Source organism: Cellulosimicrobium sp. I38E (genome assembly GCF_001647255.1).
GTDB classification, from domain to species: Bacteria; Actinomycetota; Actinomycetes; order Actinomycetales; family Cellulomonadaceae; genus Cellulosimicrobium; species Cellulosimicrobium cellulans_E.
Genome location: NZ_LUAZ01000015.1, coordinates 68453 through 84869 on the forward strand (window position 1 = coordinate 68453; position 16417 = coordinate 84869).

The 16417-nt window shown below is 73.9% G+C and carries 14 protein-coding genes; 12 read left to right on the forward strand and 2 right to left on the reverse strand.

Annotated features, from left to right (window positions below; all coding sequences use genetic code 11):
- Window positions 1-9 precede the first annotated feature (9 nt).
- A complete protein-coding gene (locus A0J59_RS04810) occupies window positions 10-894 on the reverse strand; it encodes an ABC transporter ATP-binding protein (protein ID WP_064315383.1) in 885 nt (294 codons plus the stop codon).
- On the reverse strand, window positions 891-1601 hold the full coding sequence (locus A0J59_RS04815) for a FadR/GntR family transcriptional regulator (RefSeq protein ID WP_064315384.1): 711 nt from the start codon (window positions 1599-1601) through the stop codon (window positions 891-893). Before A0J59_RS04815 ends, A0J59_RS04810 begins: the two co-directional genes overlap by 4 nt.
- A gap of 181 nt (window positions 1602-1782) precedes the next feature.
- Here A0J59_RS04815 and A0J59_RS04820 point away from each other — a divergent pair, with 181 nt between their 5' ends.
- The 12 genes from A0J59_RS04820 to tyrS all read left to right on the forward strand — a co-directional run bounded on the left by A0J59_RS04820 (window position 1783) and on the right by tyrS (window position 15707).
- Complete coding sequence (locus tag A0J59_RS04820; RefSeq protein WP_082918743.1) at window positions 1783-3540, forward strand: 2-isopropylmalate synthase; 1758 nt, start codon at window positions 1783-1785, stop codon at window positions 3538-3540.
- Window positions 3541-3897: 357 nt separating this feature from the next.
- Window positions 3898-4992 carry an N-acetyl-gamma-glutamyl-phosphate reductase gene (gene argC, locus A0J59_RS04825; RefSeq protein WP_064315385.1) on the forward strand — a complete coding sequence of 365 codons (1095 nt, stop codon included), beginning with the start codon at window positions 3898-3900 and terminating at the stop codon, window positions 4990-4992.
- A complete protein-coding gene (argJ, locus tag A0J59_RS04830) occupies window positions 4989-6200 on the forward strand; it encodes a bifunctional glutamate N-acetyltransferase/amino-acid acetyltransferase ArgJ (RefSeq protein ID WP_053371673.1) in 1212 nt (403 codons plus the stop codon). The genes argC and argJ overlap by 4 nt, the downstream gene beginning before the upstream one ends.
- On the forward strand, window positions 6197-7183 hold the full coding sequence (argB, locus tag A0J59_RS04835) for an acetylglutamate kinase (RefSeq protein ID WP_053371674.1): 987 nt from the start codon (window positions 6197-6199) through the stop codon (window positions 7181-7183). The genes argJ and argB overlap by 4 nt, the downstream gene beginning before the upstream one ends.
- A 50-nt stretch (window positions 7184-7233) precedes the next feature.
- Window positions 7234-8568 (forward strand): acetylornithine transaminase, encoded by a 1335-nt coding sequence (locus A0J59_RS04840; protein WP_369799749.1) that lies wholly within the window; start codon window positions 7234-7236, stop codon window positions 8566-8568.
- The gene (gene argF / locus A0J59_RS04845) at window positions 8568-9503 is read left to right on the forward strand and encodes an ornithine carbamoyltransferase (protein WP_064315386.1); all 936 of its coding nucleotides are present in this window, start codon (window positions 8568-8570) and stop codon (window positions 9501-9503) included. The genes A0J59_RS04840 and argF overlap by 1 nt, the downstream gene beginning before the upstream one ends.
- Window positions 9500-10036: an arginine repressor gene (locus A0J59_RS04850; RefSeq protein WP_043655538.1), complete on the forward strand. Its 537-nt coding sequence runs from the start codon at window positions 9500-9502 to the stop codon at window positions 10034-10036. The genes argF and A0J59_RS04850 overlap by 4 nt, the downstream gene beginning before the upstream one ends.
- An 86-nt stretch (window positions 10037-10122) precedes the next feature.
- Window positions 10123-11352, forward strand: a complete 1230-nt coding sequence (locus tag A0J59_RS04855; RefSeq protein ID WP_064315387.1) for an argininosuccinate synthase — start codon at window positions 10123-10125, stop codon at window positions 11350-11352.
- Between the two features lie 83 nt (window positions 11353-11435).
- A complete protein-coding gene (gene argH / locus A0J59_RS04860; protein WP_064315400.1) occupies window positions 11436-12833 on the forward strand; it encodes an argininosuccinate lyase in 1398 nt (465 codons plus the stop codon).
- A gap of 40 nt (window positions 12834-12873) precedes the next feature.
- On the forward strand, window positions 12874-13539 hold the full coding sequence (locus A0J59_RS04865; protein ID WP_064315388.1) for a uridine kinase: 666 nt from the start codon (window positions 12874-12876) through the stop codon (window positions 13537-13539).
- Window positions 13540-13564: 25 nt separating this feature from the next.
- Window positions 13565-14260, forward strand: a complete 696-nt coding sequence (locus A0J59_RS04870; RefSeq protein ID WP_064315389.1) for a DNA-3-methyladenine glycosylase — start codon at window positions 13565-13567, stop codon at window positions 14258-14260.
- Between the two features lie 175 nt (window positions 14261-14435).
- Complete coding sequence (gene tyrS / locus A0J59_RS04875) at window positions 14436-15707, forward strand: tyrosine--tRNA ligase (RefSeq protein WP_064315390.1); 1272 nt, start codon at window positions 14436-14438, stop codon at window positions 15705-15707.
- Window positions 15708-16417 lie beyond the last annotated feature (710 nt).

Genomic DNA, 16417 nt, shown 5'->3' on the forward strand with positions numbered 1-16417 from the left:
GGGCCCAGCCTAGGGTCGTGCGGGTGCCGTGGCCGCCGCCTGGGCAGCACCGGCCCCGGACGCCGCCCCGACGGCGGCCGCGTCGTCCCCGACGAGGCGCGGCGGACGCGCGTGCCCGGCCGTCGCGTGCCAGCGCCCGTACCGGCGCTCGACGTGCACCGGGTGGTCGAAGCAGCGTGTGACGTTCTCCGTGACGAGCACGTCCGCCGCGGCTCCCGCGACGACCACGCGGCCGTGCGCGAGCAGGAGCGCGTGGCTCGTCGTGGTCGGGAGCTCCTCGAGGTGGTGCGTCACGAGCACCGAGGCGACGTGCGGCCGGGTCGCGCGCACGGCGTCGAGCGTCTCGAGGAGCTGCTCGCGCGCGGCGACGTCGAGCCCGGTGGACGGCTCGTCGAGCAGCAGGAGGGCGGGGTCGGGCAGGAGGGCGCGCGCCACGAGCGCCCGCCCGCGCTCGCCCTGGGAGAGCGTCTGCCAGGGGTCGTGCGCGCGGTGCGCGAGACCGAGGTCGGCGACGAGGCCTCGGGCGAGGGTGACCTCGTCCGGGGTCGGCTGCCAGCGCGGGCGCCAGTCGACGGTCCCCGTGAGGCCCGTCAGGGTCACCTCGAGCACGGTCAGCGGCGAGCGCAGGTCGTGACGCGGGTCGACGTGGCCGATGCGGCGGTGCAACGTCTGGATGTCCACGCGGCCCAGGCGCTCCCCGAGCACGTGGACCGTGCCCCGGGTCGGGTGGCGGCGCGCCCCGCAGAGCCCGAGGATCGTGCTCTTGCCCGCCCCGTTCGGCCCGAGCAGCGCCCAGTGCTCGCCCGCCTGGACGACGAGGTCGACGCCGTCGAGGATCGCCCGTCCCTCCCGCACCAGGTCGACGCCGCGCAGGGACAGGACCTCGGCGCTCACCGCTCGCCGCCCGTCGCGCCGGGGTCGCGTCCGGCGACCTTCGCGTGGACGGCGGCGAGGTGCTCGCGCGCCGCCGCGGACGCGCGGACGGCGTCGCGGTCGCGCACGGCCTCGAGGATCGCCTCGTGCGCGTCCTGGTCGTGCCGGTGCGCCTCGCCCGCGCGGTCGAGGTCGACCATCGCGACCATCGCGCGCCGCAGGCGCGGGACGAAGGTCGCGAACAGCTCGCCCAGCACGGCGTTGTGCGCGGCGTCGACGACCGCCCGGTGGAAGACGAGGTCCGCGTCCACGTAATCGGCGGCCGACGACGTCGCGGGGACCTGCCCGCGACGTGCGAGCGCCGTCGTCATCGCGCGGAGGTCCGCGGGGGTCCGGCGCGTGGCGGCGAGGCCCGCGGCCTCGGCCTCGAGCGCGGCGCGCACCTCCAGCACGTCGACGATCTCCCCGCGGCGCAGCACCTCGTCCCAGTCGTCCGCGGTGTCGGTCGACACGACGTAGACGCCCGACCCCTGCCGGCTGTCGAGCACGCCACGCCCCGCGAGCTGGCGGATCGCCTCGCGCACGGTGGAGCGCCCGACGCCGAGCTCCGTCGCGAGCGCCTGCTCGCCGGGCAGCCGGTGGTCGAGGGGCCAGACGCCGGAGCGCACGCGGTCGAGCAGGAGCTCGGCCGCCTGGTCCGCGAGGGGACGCCGGTGCAGCGCGGTCATGGGAAACCTCTCAGGTTGTCTGAGGACTTGATCGGCGCTAGCGTACCCGGCATGTCCTGGACGGCGCTCCTCCTTCGGCGCCACGGCGGGGTCTGACCGGACCGGCTCCCCGCCGTGGGGAACCGTCGCGCGCCGGTCGCCCACCGCCCCGTGCCCACGGGGCGCGACCTCAAGGACAGCCATGACCCTCGCCAGCACCTCCACGCCTGCCCCCGCTCACGGCACGACGGCGCCCGCACCCGCCTGGAACCGTCAGCGCCCCTCGCGCATGCCCTCGTCCCGCTACGCCGACGTCCACGCGCGGGTCGAGATACCGGACCTGCCCGACCGCCGGTGGCCCTCGCGCCGCCTCGCCCAGGCGCCGCTGTGGGTCCCCGTCGACCTGCGCGACGGCAACCAGGCGCTCGCGGAGCCGATGGACCCCGCGCGCAAGCGCCGCTTCTTCGAGCTGCTCGTCGCCATGGGCTACACCGAGATCGAGGTGGGCTACCCGTCGGCGTCGCAGACCGACTTCGACTTCGTGCGCCTGCTCGCCGAGACCGACCTCGCGCCCGAGCACGTCACGGTCGTCGTGTTCACCGCCGCGCGGGCCGACCTCGTCGCGCGCACGTTCGAGGCCGTGCGGGGCCTGCGCAACCCCGTCGTCGTCCACGTGTACACCGCGACGGCGCCTGTGTGGCGCGACGTCGTGCTCGGCCGCGACCGCGAAGACCTCGCGCGCCTCATCACCGACGCCGGGGCCGACGTGCTGCGCCACGCCGGCGACGACCCGCGCGTCCGCTTCGAGTTCTCGCCCGAGGTGTTCAACCTCACCGAGCCTGACTACGTGCTCGACGTGTGCGACCGCATGACGACGCTCTGGGACGCGACGCCCGAGCGCCCCGTGATCCTCAACCTCCCCGCGACCGTCGAGGTCGCGACGCCCAACGTCTACGCCGACCAGATCGAGTACATGGACCGGCACCTCGCGCGGCGCGACGGCGTCGTCCTCTCGGTCCACCCGCACAACGACCGCGGGACCGGCGTCGCGTGCGCCGAGCTCGCCGTCCTCGCCGGGGCGCAGCGCGTCGAGGGATGCCTCTTCGGCAACGGCGAGCGCACCGGGAACGTCGACCTCGTAACCCTCGGCCTCAACCTGCACGCGCAGGGCGTCGACCCCATGGTCGACTTCTCCGACCTCGACGGGATCCGCGACGTCGTGGTGGCATGCAACCGGATCGACGTGCACCCGCGCCACCCCTACGTGGGCGAGCTCGTCCACACCGCCTACTCCGGCACGCACCAGGACGCGATCCGCAAGGGCATGGAACGCCACCGGGCCGACGCCGCGGCGTCGGGCCTCGACCCCGCGCTGGCGCCGTGGCGCGTGCCCTACCTGCCGGTCGACCCGGCCGACCTCGGGCGGTCGTACGAGGCACTCGTCCGCGTGAACAGCCAGTCCGGCAAGGGCGGCGTCGCGTACGTGCTGCACTCCGTCCACGGCCTCGACCTGCCCCGCGGCCTCCAGGTCGACCTCGCGCGCCGCGTCCAGGAGCACGCCGACGCCACCGGCGCCGAGGTGACGCCCGACGTCCTCCTCGCGCTGTTCGACGACGCCTATGCCCGTCCCGGAGCCGTCGATCCCGTCTCCTGGACGAGCCACCGCACCGACGACGGGACCGAGCGCCTCGACCTCGTGCTCACCGTCCACGGCGCGCAGGTCACCACGTCCGGAACCGGGGCCGGTGCGGTCGACGCCCTCGTCGACGCCCTCACCCGCCTCGGCCGGCCCGTCGAGATCCTCTCGCTCACCCAGCAGTCCGTCGGCCAGGGCAGCGACGCGACCGCGCTCACCTACCTCGAGCACCGCGGCCCCGACGGCACCCCGCGCTGGACCGTGGGCCGCGACGCGTCCGTCCTGGGAGCGAGCGTCCGCGCCGTCTGCGCGGCGACGGTCTGAGGTCGTCGGATCCCCGGCCCTCGTCCGAGCCGTACACGTGATGACGAGGGGAGGAGTGGCCCTCAGAACGGGGAATGATGGGCCGCTCCTCGCCTCTCGGCCGGACGGGACCGCCGGGCCACTGCCGGGTGACGGGAAGGACGAGCGGTGGGGTCGGACCGTGTGCGCAGGACGTCAAAGGCGCACTCCTAGAACCCCCGCCCGGAAGACCGAGGTGACGGTGCGCCAGTCCAAGCACACGGTCCGACCCCACCGCGGATCCGACCACGCGGGCACGCGATCCGACCCACCGCGGACCCGACCACGCGTACAGTCGACGGGACCTTCGACCCGGGCGATGCATAAGTATGTATAGTGATGCATATGACGATCAGAGTCGCGGTCGCGGGTGCGTCCGGGTACGCCGGCGGGGAGACGCTCCGCCTGCTCGCCGGGCACCCGGAGGTGGAGATCGGCGCCGTCACGGCGCACAGCAACGCGGGGTCGCTCCTCGGTGAGCACCAGCCGCACCTGCGATCCCTCGCCGACCGCGTGCTGCTGCCGACGAGCGTCGAGCACCTCGTGGGGCACGACGTCGTCGTCCTCGCGCTGCCGCACGGAGCGTCGGGCGAGATCGCGGCGCAGCTCCCGGACGACGTGCTCGTCCTGGACCTGGGCGCGGACCACCGGCTGGAGTCCGCGGCGGACTGGACGTCGTTCTACGGGTCGGAGCACGCGGGCACGTGGCCGTACGGGCTGCCGGAGCTCCTGCTCACGCACGAGCCGGGTGCGGCCGCGAGCGAGACGAAGCAGCGCGAGCGGCTCGCCGGGGTGCGCCGCATCGCGGTGCCGGGCTGCAACGTCACGGCGGTCACGCTGGGCATCCAGCCGGGTGTCGCGTCGGGGCTCGTCGAGGGGCGCGACCTCGTCGCGGTGCTCGCCAACGGGTACTCGGGCGCGGGCAAGTCGCTCAAGCCGCACCTGCTCGCGTCCGAGGCGCTCGGGTCGGCCCAGCCGTACGCCGTCGGCGGGTCGCACCGGCACATCCCGGAGATCGCGCAGAACCTGCGGGCCGCCGGCGCGCCGGAGGTGAGCATCTCGTTCACGCCGACGCTCGTGCCGATGTCGCGCGGCATCCTCGCCACGGTCACGGCGCGTCTGTCCGACGACGCCGCGCGCCTCGACCCCGCCGAGCTCGAGGCGCGCGTGCGCCGGGCCTGGGAGGACGCGTACGTCGGCGAGCCGTTCGTCCGCGTGCTGCCCGCGGGCCAGTGGCCGACGACGGCGATGACCCTCGGCGCCAACACGGCGCTCGTCCAGGTCGCGGTCGACCACGCGGCGGGCCGCGTCGTCAGCGTCACGGCGATCGACAACCTCGTCAAGGGCACCGCGGGCGCCGCGGTGCAGTCCATGAACATCGCGCTCGGCCTGCCGCAGACGGCGGGCCTCACGACCGAGGGGGTCGCCCCGTGACCGTCACCACCCCGCAGGGCTTCCGGGCCGCCGGCGTCGCCGCCGGGCTCAAGTCCACGGGCGCCCGCGACGTCGCGCTCGTCGTCAACGACGGGCCGCTCGACGTCGCGGCGGCCGTGCTCACGACGAACCGCGTGTTCGCCGCGCCGGTCGCGTGGACCCGACAGGCCGTGAGCGACGGGCGCGCGACGGCCGTCGTGCTCAACTCGGGCGGCGCGAACGCGTGCACGGGGCCGGAGGGCTTCGCCGACACGCACCGGACCGCGGAGCACGTCGCCGACGTGCTCTCGACCTCCGCGGGCGACGTGCTCGTCTGCTCGACGGGCCTCATCGGCGTGCGGCTGCCCCTGGAGAAGCTGCTCGCCGGGGTCGACGCCGCCGCCGCGGCGCTCGCGGACCCGGTCGCCACGGTCGACGGCGGCGGGGACGCCGCGCTCGCGATCATGACGACGGACACCGTGCCCAAGACGGTCTCCGTGGTCCGCGAGGTCTCGGACGCGACCGCGACGGACGGCGCCGCGACGTGGTCCGTGGGCGGCATGGCGAAGGGTGCGGGGATGCTCGCGCCGGGCCTCGCGACCATGCTGTGCGTGCTCACGACGGACGCCGTCGTCGACGCCGCGACGGCCGACGCCGCGCTGCGCGCCGCGACCCGTACCACGTTCGACCGCGTCGACTCCGACGGCTGCATGTCGACGAACGACACCGTGATCCTCCTGGCCTCCGGCGCGTCCGGGGTCGAGGTGACGCTCGACGAGCTCACGGACGCCGTGACCGAGGCCAGCGCCTCGCTCGCGCGCCAGCTCGTGGCCGACGCCGAGGGTGCGAGCCACGACGTCGCCGTCACCGTGGTGAACGCGTCGAGCGAGGACGCCGCCGTCGCGGTCGCGCGCGCGGTGACGCGCTCGAACCTCTTCAAGGCCGCGATCTTCGGCAACGACCCGAACTGGGGCCGCATCGTGTCCGCCGTCGGGACCGTCCCCGAGGACGTGGCGCCGTTCGACGCGCTCCTGCTCGACGTGACGGTCAACGACGTCCAGGTGTGCCGGGCCGGGGGGGTGGGCGAGCCCCGCGAGCTCGTCGACCTCGCGGCCGAGCGGGAGGTGCGCGTCGAGATCGACCTGCACGCCGGCTCCGCGAGCGCGACCGTCTGGACCAACGACCTCACGCACGACTACGTCCACGAGAACAGCGCCTACTCCTCATGAGCGACCCGACCACGCCCACGCCCCACCCGGACGACGCCGCGTTCGACACGCGCACCGACCTGCGCCCCGAGCAGAAGGCCGAGGTGCTCGTCGAAGCACTGCCGTGGCTGGAGGAGTTCGCCGGGGCGCTCGTCGTCGTCAAGTACGGCGGCAACGCCATGGTCGACGACACGCTCAAGGCCGCGTTCGCCGAGGACATGGTGTTCCTGCGGCGCGTCGGGCTGCGCCCGGTCGTCGTGCACGGCGGGGGCCCGCAGATCTCCGCGATGCTCGACCGGCTCGGCATCGAGTCCGAGTTCCGCGGCGGCCTGCGCGTCACGACGCCGGAGGCGATGGACGTCGTGCGCATGGTCCTCACCGGCCAGGTCTCGCGCGAGCTCGTCGGCCTCATCAACGCGCACGGCCCGTACGCCGTCGGGCTCTCGGGCGAGGACGGCGGCCTGCTGCAGGCCCAGCGCAGGCACGCGACCGTGGACGGCGAGCCGGTCGACGTCGGGCTCGTCGGCGACGTGGTCGAGGTGCACCCGTCCGCGGTCCAGGACCTGCTCGACGCCGGCCGCATCCCCGTCGTCTCGACGATCGCGCCCGACCTCGAGGACCCGACCCAGGTGCTCAACGTCAACGCCGACACCGCGGCCGCGGCGCTCGCGGTCGCGCTCGGCGCGAAGAAGCTCGTCGTGCTGACCGACGTCGAGGGCCTGTACACGTCCTGGCCGGACAAGGACTCGCTCGTCGCGCAGATCACACGTTCGGAGCTCGCGACGCTCCTGCCGTCCCTGTCCGCGGGCATGGTCCCCAAGATGGAGGCGTGCCTGCGGGCGGTCGAGGGCGGCGTCCCCGCCGCGACGGTCATCGACGGCCGCGTGCCGCACTCGACGCTGCTCGAGGTCTTCACCACCCAGGGCAACGGGACGATGGTCGTCCCCGACGCCGCGGGCGCGTCGGCGCCCGAGCCCGCCACCACCGCCGGAGGAGCCGCGTGAACGCCCTCGACCACCCGACGGGCGCGCCCGCGCCCGCGACGACGAGCGCCGTGACGGCCCCGGCCGACGGCTCCGTCGCGCAGTGGACCGACCGCTACACCCACGCGGTGATGGACACGTTCGGCCCGCCGCAGCGCGTCCTGGTGCGCGGCGAGGGCGCGTACGTGTGGGACGCCGACGGCAAGCGCTACCTCGACCTGCTCGCGGGCATCGCGGTCAACGCGCTGGGCCACGCCCACCCGACGCTCACGGCCGCTGTCTCGGCCCAGCTCGGCACGCTCGGGCACGTGTCGAACTTCTTCGGCACCCCGACGCAGATCGCGCTCGCCGAGCGCCTGCTCGCGCTCGCGGAGGCGCCCGAGGGGTCGCGCGTGTTCTTCACGAACTCGGGCACCGAGGCGAACGAGGCGGCGTTCAAGATGACGCGCCGGAACAACGACACGGGGCGTCGCACGCGCGTCCTCGCGCTCCAGGGCGGCTTCCACGGTCGGACCATGGGCGCGCTCGCGCTGACGTCGAAGGCCGCGTACCGCGAGCCGTTCGAGCCGCTCCCGGGCGGCGTCGAGTTCGTCGCGTTCGACGACGTCGCCGCGCTCGAGGAGGCGTTCTCGCCCGCCGTGGTGGCGGCCCGCGGCGAGGTCGCGGCGCTCGTCCTCGAGCCCGTGCAGGGCGAGGCGGGAGTGCGCTCGCTCTCGCCGGGCTACCTCGTCACCGCGCGTGAGCTCACGGCGCGCCACGGCGCGCTGCTCGTGCTCGACGAGGTGCAGACCGGCGTCGGTCGCACCGGCTCGTGGTTCGCGTACCAGCAGCCCGAGGTGGGCGGCGGGATCGTGCCCGACGTCGTCACGCTCGCCAAGGGCCTCGGCGGCGGGTTCCCCGTCGGTGCGGTGGTCGCGTACGGCGAGCGGGCGGCGACCCTGCTCGGCCGCGGTCAGCACGGCACGACGTTCGGCGGCAACCCCGTGGCGGCCGCGGCGGCGCTCGCGACGCTCGGTGTCATCGAGCGCGACGGCCTGCTCGAGAACGTCCGGGCCGTCGGCGCGCTCCTGCGCGACGGCATCGCCGGGGCCGGGAACCCGCTCGTCGCCGAGGTGCGGGGGCGCGGGCTGCTCCTCGCCGTCCAGCTCACCCGGCCCGTCGCGGCCGACGTCGCGCGCACGGCGCTCGACGCCGGGTTCGTCGTGAACGCCGTCGCGCCCGACGCCATCCGCCTCGCGCCGCCCCTGATCCTCACGCCCGACCAGGCACGCGACGTCGTCGCGTTCTTCGCGACCGTCGCCGTCCCGGAGGACCCTGCCGCCGCGGCGGCCGGCCCTTCCGCCCTCGGCACCGCGAACCCCGCATCCACCGACCCCACGACCGACCCCACGACGAGGAGCTCCTGATGGCCCCCCGGCACTTCCTGCGCGACGACGACCTCACGCCCGCCGAGCAGCGTCAGGTCCTCGAGATCGGCCTCGCCTTCCGCGACGACCGCACGTTCCGCCAGCCGCTCGCCGGACCGCAGGGCGTGGCCGTGCTGTTCGACAAGCCGACGCTGCGCACGCAGCTCTCGTTCGCGACGGGCATCGCCGAGCTCGGGGGCTTCCCGGTCGTCGTGGACGGCCGGCTCGCCCAGGTCGGCGTGCGCGAGTCCGTCGCGGACGTGACGCGCGTGCTCGACCGCCAGGCGTCGGCGATCGTGTGGCGGACGTTCGGCCAGGACCGGCTCGAGGAGATGGCGGCGATCAGCCGCGTGCCGGTCGTCAACGCGCTCACCGACGACTTCCACCCGTGCCAGATCCTCGCGGACCTCCTGACGATCGCCCAGCTCCGCGGCGGGACGGGGGCGCTCGCGGGCCAGACGCTCGCGTACGTCGGCGACGGCGCCAACAACATGGCGCACTCCTACTTGCTCGGCGGCGCGACCGCGGGCCTGCACGTGCGGATCGGGACGCCGGACGGGTACCCCCCGCACCCCGTCTTCGTGGCCGACGCCGAGCGGATCGCCGCCGAGACCGGCGGTTCCGTGCTCGTCACGTCCGACCCGGTCGAGGCCGTCGCGGGTGCCGACGTCGTCGCGACCGACACCTGGGTGTCGATGGGGGACGAGGCCGAGGCCGAGCAGCGTGCGCTCCCGTTCGTGCCCTACCAGGTGAACGACGACCTCCTCGCGCACGCGAAGGACGACGTGATCGTGCTGCACTGCCTGCCGGCGTACCGCGGCAAGGAGATCACCGCCGAGGTGATCGACGGCCCGCGCTCGGCGGTGTGGGACGAGGCAGAGAACCGGTTGCACGCGCAGAAGGCGTTGCTCACGTTCCTCCTGGAGCGGTCGTGACCGAGGCCCGCACGGCGACGACCAAGACGGCGCGTCACGCGCGCATCGCCGAGATCGTGCGCCGCACCGAGATCCACTCCCAGGCGGAGCTCGCGCGCGAGCTCGAGCGCGAGGGCCTGTCGGTGACGCAGGCGACGCTCTCGCGCGACCTCATCGAGCTGCGCGCGGAGAAGGTGCGCGGCGCCTCGGGAGCGCTCGTGTACGCGGTGCCGGGGGAGGGCGGGGACCGCAGCGTGCAGACGGCGGAGTCGCCCGAGTACCTCGCGGCCCGGCTCGCGCGGCTGTGCTCGGAGATGCTCGTCTCGGCCGAGGCGTCGGCGAACCTCGTCGTGCTGCGCACCCCGCCCGGCGCGGCGAACTACCTCGCGTCCGCGATCGACCACTCCGTGCTCCCGCACGTGCTCGGGTGCATCGCGGGCGACGACACGATCCTCGTCATCGCCCGCGACCCCGACGGCGGGGCCGACCTCGCGCGGCGCTTCCTCGAGCTGTCCGGGCCCCACGGCGGGCCCGTCCCCGGAACGCCGGACTGACCGCCGTCGGACCACGACCCGCGCGGCGGACCGCCCTGCGAGACTGGACCACGGACCCCACCCGCACGTCACAGAAAGAGACCGTCATGACTGAACGCGTCGTGCTCGCCTACTCGGGCGGCCTGGACACGTCGGTGGCCATCGGCTGGATCGCCGAGGCCACGGGCGCCGAGGTCGTCGCCGTCGCGGTCGACGTCGGCCAGGGCGGGGAGGACCTCGAGGTCATCCGGCAGCGCGCCCTGGACTGCGGCGCCGTCGAGGCGTACGTCGCCGACGCGCGCGACGAGTTCGCCGCCGAGTACTGCATGCCCGCGCTGCGCGCGAACGGCCTCTACCTCGACCGGTACCCGCTGGTCTCGGCGATCTCGCGCCCGGTCATCGTCAAGCACCTCGTGCGCGCCGCGCGCCAGTTCGGCGCGACGACCGTCGCGCACGGCTGCACCGGCAAGGGCAACGACCAGGTGCGCTTCGAGGTCGCGACGACGTCGCTCGCGCCCGAGCTCAAGACCATCGCCCCCGTGCGCGACCTCGCGCTGACGCGCGAGAAGGCCATCGAGTACGCGGAGAAGCACTCCCTGCCGATCGCGACGACCAAGCACAACCCCTTCTCGATCGACCAGAACGTGTGGGGCCGCGCGGTCGAGACCGGCTTCCTCGAGGACATCTGGAACGCCCCGACCAAGGACGTCTACAACTACACCGACGACCCGACGTTCCCGCCCGTCGCGGACGAGGTCGTCGTGACGTTCGAGCAGGGCGTCCCGATCGCGCTCGACGGCGTCGCCGTGACGCCGTTGCAGGCGATCCAGGAGATGAACCGCCGCGCGGGCGCGCAGGGTGTGGGGCGCATCGACATCGTCGAGGACCGCCTCGTGGGCATCAAGTCGCGCGAGGTCTACGAGGCGCCGGGCGCGATCGCGCTCATCGCCGCGCACCAGGAGCTCGAGAACGTCACCCTGGAGCGCGAGCAGGCTCGCTTCAAGCGTGGCGTCGAGCAGCGCTGGTCCGAGCTCGTCTACGACGGCATGTGGTTCAGCCCGCTCAAGCGCTCGCTCGACGTCTTCATCGACGACACGCAACGGTACGTCTCGGGCGACGTGCGCCTCGTGCTGCACGGCGGTCGCGCGACCGTCACGGGCCGCCGCTCGGAGGCGAGCCTGTACGACTTCAACCTCGCGACGTACGACGAGGGCGACTCGTTCGATCAGTCGCAGGCCAAGGGATTCATCGAGATCTACGGTCTCACCGCGAAGCTCGCCGCCGCGCGCGACGAGAAGTTCGGCAACGGTGTGGACCTCGGGGCAGGAGCACTGTGAGCACGCACGACCAGCAGGGACCGGAGACCACCACGCCCGTCGAGGACGGCGCGGCGGCGGAGGCCAACGAGGGGGGAGGGCGCGTGAGCCTGTGGGGCGGCCGCTTCGCCGGCGGGCCCGCCGACGCGCTCGCCGCGCTGAGCAAGTCGACGCACTTCGACTGGCGCCTCGCGGGCCAGGACGTCGCGGGCTCGAAGGCTCACGCGAAGGTCCTGCACGCGGCCGGACTCCTCGACGACGACGAGCTCGACGGCATGCTCGCGGCGCTCGAGCGCCTGCGCGAGGACGTCGCGTCGGGAGCGTTCGTCGCGGCCGACGACGACGAGGACGTGCACACCGCGCTCGAGCGCGGCCTCATCGAGCGGGCCGGTCCCGAGCTCGGCGGCAAGCTGCGTGCGGGACGGTCGCGCAACGACCAGATCGCGACGCTCACGCGCATGTACCTGCGCGACGAGGCGCGCACGATCGCGGGCCTGGTGCTCGACGTCGTCGACGCGCTGATCGAGCAGGCCGCCGCCCACCCCGGCGCCGCGATGCCCGGGCGCACGCACCTCCAGCACGCGCAGCCGGTACTCCTCGCGCACCACCTGCTCGCCCACGCGTGGCCGCTGCTGCGCGACGTCGACCGGTTCATCGACTGGGACGTGCGGGCCGCGCGCTCGCCGTACGGGTCGGGGGCGCTCGCGGGCTCGTCGCTGGGTCTCGACCCGGCGGCCGTCGCCGCCGAGCTCGGGTTCGACGGCCCGGTCGAGAACTCGATCGACGGCACCGCGTCGCGCGACGTCGTCGCGGAATTCGCGTTCGTCGCGGCGATGCTCGGCGTCGACCTCTCGCGCCTCGCGGAGGAGGTCATCCTCTGGGCGACCAAGGAGTTCGGCTTCGTGCGCCTGCACGACTCCTACTCCACGGGGTCGAGCATCATGCCGCAGAAGAAGAACCCCGACGTCGCGGAGCTCGCGCGCGGCAAGGCCGGTCGCCTCATCGGCGACCTGTCCGGACTGCTCGCCACGCTCAAGGGCCTGCCGCTCGCGTACAACCGCGACCTCCAGGAGGACAAGGAGCCCGTGTTCGACCAGGTCGACACGCTCGAGGTGCTCCTGCCCGCGTTCTCCGGCATGGTCGCGACGCTCGAGTTCGACACCGAGCGCATGGCGTCGCTCGCCCCGCAGGGCTTCTCGCTCGCGACCGACGTCGCCGAGTGGCTCGTGCGCGAGGGCGTGCCGTTCCGCGTGGCGCACGAGGTCGCCGGCGCGTGCGTGCGCGTGTGCGAGGAGCGCGGGATCGAGCTGTGGGACCTCTCCGACGACGACCTCGCGGGCATCTCCGAGCACCTCACGCCGGGCGTGCGCGACGTCCTGAGCGTCGAGGGCTCGCTGGCGTCCCGCGACGCCGTGGGCGGCACGGCCCCTGTCCGGGTCGCCGAGCAGCTCGAGACGGCGAAGGAGCGTTCGGCCGAGTACCGCTTCTGGGCGCAGGGCTGACGACCCTCGTGCTGACGGTGCCCGCGCCGGGGGTGCGCGCGTGAGCGTCGAGCAGGACGTCCTCGCGGACCTCGTGCGGCGCGTGCGCGACGCCGTCCCGCGCCTCGGCCCGTCGCCCCGCCCGGGCGACGGGCTCGCAGGAGGTCGTGCGACGCCGTCGGGCACCCGGCTCGTGGTGGTCGACGGCCCGGCGGGCTCGGGCAAGACGACGCTCGCCGCGCAGCTCGGCGACGCGCTGCCCGCGCAGGTGCTCCACATGGACGACCTGTACGAGGGCTGGCGCGGGCTCGAACCCGCCTGGGGCCGCCTCGCGGAGTGGGTCCTCGCCCCGCTCGCGTCGGGACGCGCCGGGCGGTACCGCCGGTTCGACTGGGAGCTCGACCGCTTCGCCGAGTGGCACGACGTCGCCCCGGCACCCTTCCTCGTCGTCGAGGGCTGCGGGGCGGGTCGCCGCGAGGCGGACGAGGTCGCCGCGCTGCGCGTATGGGTCGAGGCCACGGACGACGTGCGGCTGCGCCGGGGGCTCGACCGGGACGGCGAGGACCAGCGCGCGCACTGGCTCGCCTGGATGGCGGACGAGCGCGCGCACTACGCGCGCAACGCCTCGCGCGAGCGGGCCGACGTCGTCCTCGACGGCTGGGGGAACGTCGTGAGCGCGAGCGAGCGGCCCTCGCGCCGGGGCTCGGGTGACGGTGGCGAGGCGTAGATTGCCCACGACGGAAGGTGGTGCGATGTCGACGGACGCCGTGACGCAGACGACGGGGAGCGGGGAGTTCCGCGCCGTCGGACCGTGGGACGTCCCGGCCCGCGCGTGGTACGCGCGCGACGTCCACGAGGTCGCCCGCGACCTGCTCGGGTCGTTCCTCACCCGGCGCAGCGACGACGGCGACGTCACCCTGCGGATCACCGAGGTCGAGGCGTACGACGGCGAGCGCGACCCGGGGTCGCACGCGTTCCGCGGCCGGACGGAGCGCAACCGCGCGATGTTCGGCGAGCCCGGCCGGCTGTACGTGTACCGCCACCTGGGCCTGCACCACTGCGTCAACGTGGTCTGCGGGCCGGTCGGCCGCGCGTCCGCCGTCCTGCTGCGCGCGGGCGAGGTGACCGACGGCGTCGATCTCGCGCGGTCGCGCCGGCTCGCCGCCGGGCGGTGCGACTCCGACCGCCAGATCGCCCGCGGTCCCGCGCGCCTCGCGGTCGCGCTCGACCTCGACCTGCGCCAGTACGGCGCCGAGCTGACGGACCCCGACGGTGAGCTCGTGCTGCACCGTGCGACCGCCACGACGCTGCGCCCGGCGATCGCGACGGGCCCGCGCGTCGGCGTCTCCGGCGACGGGGGCGACGGAGACCTCTACCCGTGGCGCTCGTGGCTCGCGGGGGACCCGACGGTCTCGGCCTACCGTCGTGTGAGCGCCAGGGCGCGATGAGTCGTGCCGCCGGCCCGCGGGGTGCGGCCATGACGGCGTCGCGGCCCGCCGGACGTTCCCGGCCGTCCCGTGGGCGGTGGCCGACGATGGCCGCGCGGCACGGCAGACTAGGACCCGCCTCCCGCACGGGCGGCGAAGCACGTGCCCGGACCGGGCACTCGACGAAGGAGCAGAAGTGAGCGACGTTCTCGACGAGCTGCAATGGCGAGGCCTGGTGGCGCAGTCCACCGACGAGGCCGCGCTGCGCGCCGCGCTGGCCGAGGGTCCGATCACGTATTACTGCGGCTTCGACCCGACGGCGCCGAGCCTGCACCACGGCCACCTCGTGCAGCTCGTCGTGCTGCGTCACCTCCAGCTCGCGGGCCACCGCGCCGTGGCGCTCGTGGGCGGGGCGACGGGCATGATCGGCGACCCGCGCCAGTCGGGCGAGCGGGTGCTCAACACCAAGGAGACCGTCGCGGAGTGGACCGAGCGGCTGAAGTCGCAGGTGTCGCGGTTCCTCGACTTCGAGGGTGACAACCCCGCCCGGCTCGTGAACAACCTCGACTGGATCTCCGAGCTGTCGGCGATCGACTTCCTGCGGGACGTCGGCAAGCACTACCGGCTCGGCACGATGCTCGCGAAGGACACGGTCGCGCGGCGTCTGCGCTCGGAGGAGGGCATCAGCTTCACCGAGTTCAGCTACCAGATCCTCCAGGGGATCGACTTCCTCGAGCTGTACCGCCGGCACGGCGTGTCCCTCCAGACAGGGGGCAACGACCAGTGGGGCAACCTGCTGTCGGGCGTCGAGCTCATCCGCAAGACCGAGGGTGCGGCCGTGCACGTGCTCACCACGCCGCTCATCACCAAGGCCGACGGCACCAAGTTCGGCAAGACGGAGGGCGGGGCGGTCTGGCTCGCGCCCGACATGATGAGCCCGTACGCCTTCTACCAGTACTGGCTCAACGCCGCGGACGAGGACGTGGTGGGCTGGCTGAAGATCTTCACCTTCCGTACGCGCGAGGAGATCGCCGAGCTCGAGGCCGCGGTGCGCGAGCGGCCGGGTGCGCGCGAGGCGCAGCGCGCCCTCGCCTCGGACGTCACGACGCTCGTCCACGGCGCGGAGGCGACGGCGTCCGTGGTCGCCGCGAGCCAGGCGCTCTTCGGTCGGGGCGAGCTGGCCGGCCTCGACGCGGGGACCCTGGGCGCCGCGGTCGCCGAGCTGCCACGCACGACGGCGCAGGTGGGCGACGCGGTCGTCGACCTCTTCGCGGCGTCAGGCCTCGTCGCCTCCAAGGCGGCCGCGCGTCGCGCGGTGGCCGAGGGCGGCGCGTACGTCAACAACGTCAAGGTGACGAGCGAGGACGCCGTCCTCACGGCGGACGACCTGCTGCACGGGCAGTTCGCCCTCCTGCGCCGGGGGAAGAAGACGCTCGGGGTCGCGGTCGCGGACGGTGCTGCCGCCTAGCAGCCACGTCGCCCCGCGGGCGAAGGGGCCGGACCGCTCGACGCGGTCCGGCCCCTTCGTCGTCTCGTCGCTGCGCACGGACCGCGCGGACGCTCGTGCGGTGCCGCAGGGGCGCCGGACGGCGTCACCGAGCGAGCGCCAGGGGTGCGCAGCGCACGGATTTGGCACCCGGACAGAGCGCGTGTAGTGTTCTCGACGTTCGCCCGGCAGGGAGGAACGGACACCGAGTCTCGATCGCACGAGACGGTGGCTGGTCCCCCGGGCGAGACCCCCCTCGAGAAGGACTCGGCACATCGCGCGCCGTGACATGATCGGGGCTGCTGGTTCCCCGGCTCCCTCCGCTCGGATCACCGAGTTGGAGAGGGCGCAGAGGATCTGGTAGATTAGAGAAGTTGCCCCAAGCGAGGTTCTGCCCGGTCGGGTGGTGCTGAGTTGGTGTGTGTCGGTTGTTTGAGAACTCAACAGTGTGCTTGTTAGTCAATGCCAATTTTTTGTCCCTGTGGCATGGCTGATCGTCTTCGCCCGTCGGGTGGGGTGGTTGGTTGTGTCTGGGATTCCTTTGGTTGATTTCGGAAGATGATGTCATCTTTCGTGTTGATGCCAGTTTTGTGAACCCGGTTGGGTTCGCTTCGTATGGATTGTTCACTGCCGGGCTGTGCTTGGTGGTGGGCGTTGTTCATTTACGGAGAGTTTGATCCTGGCTCAGGACG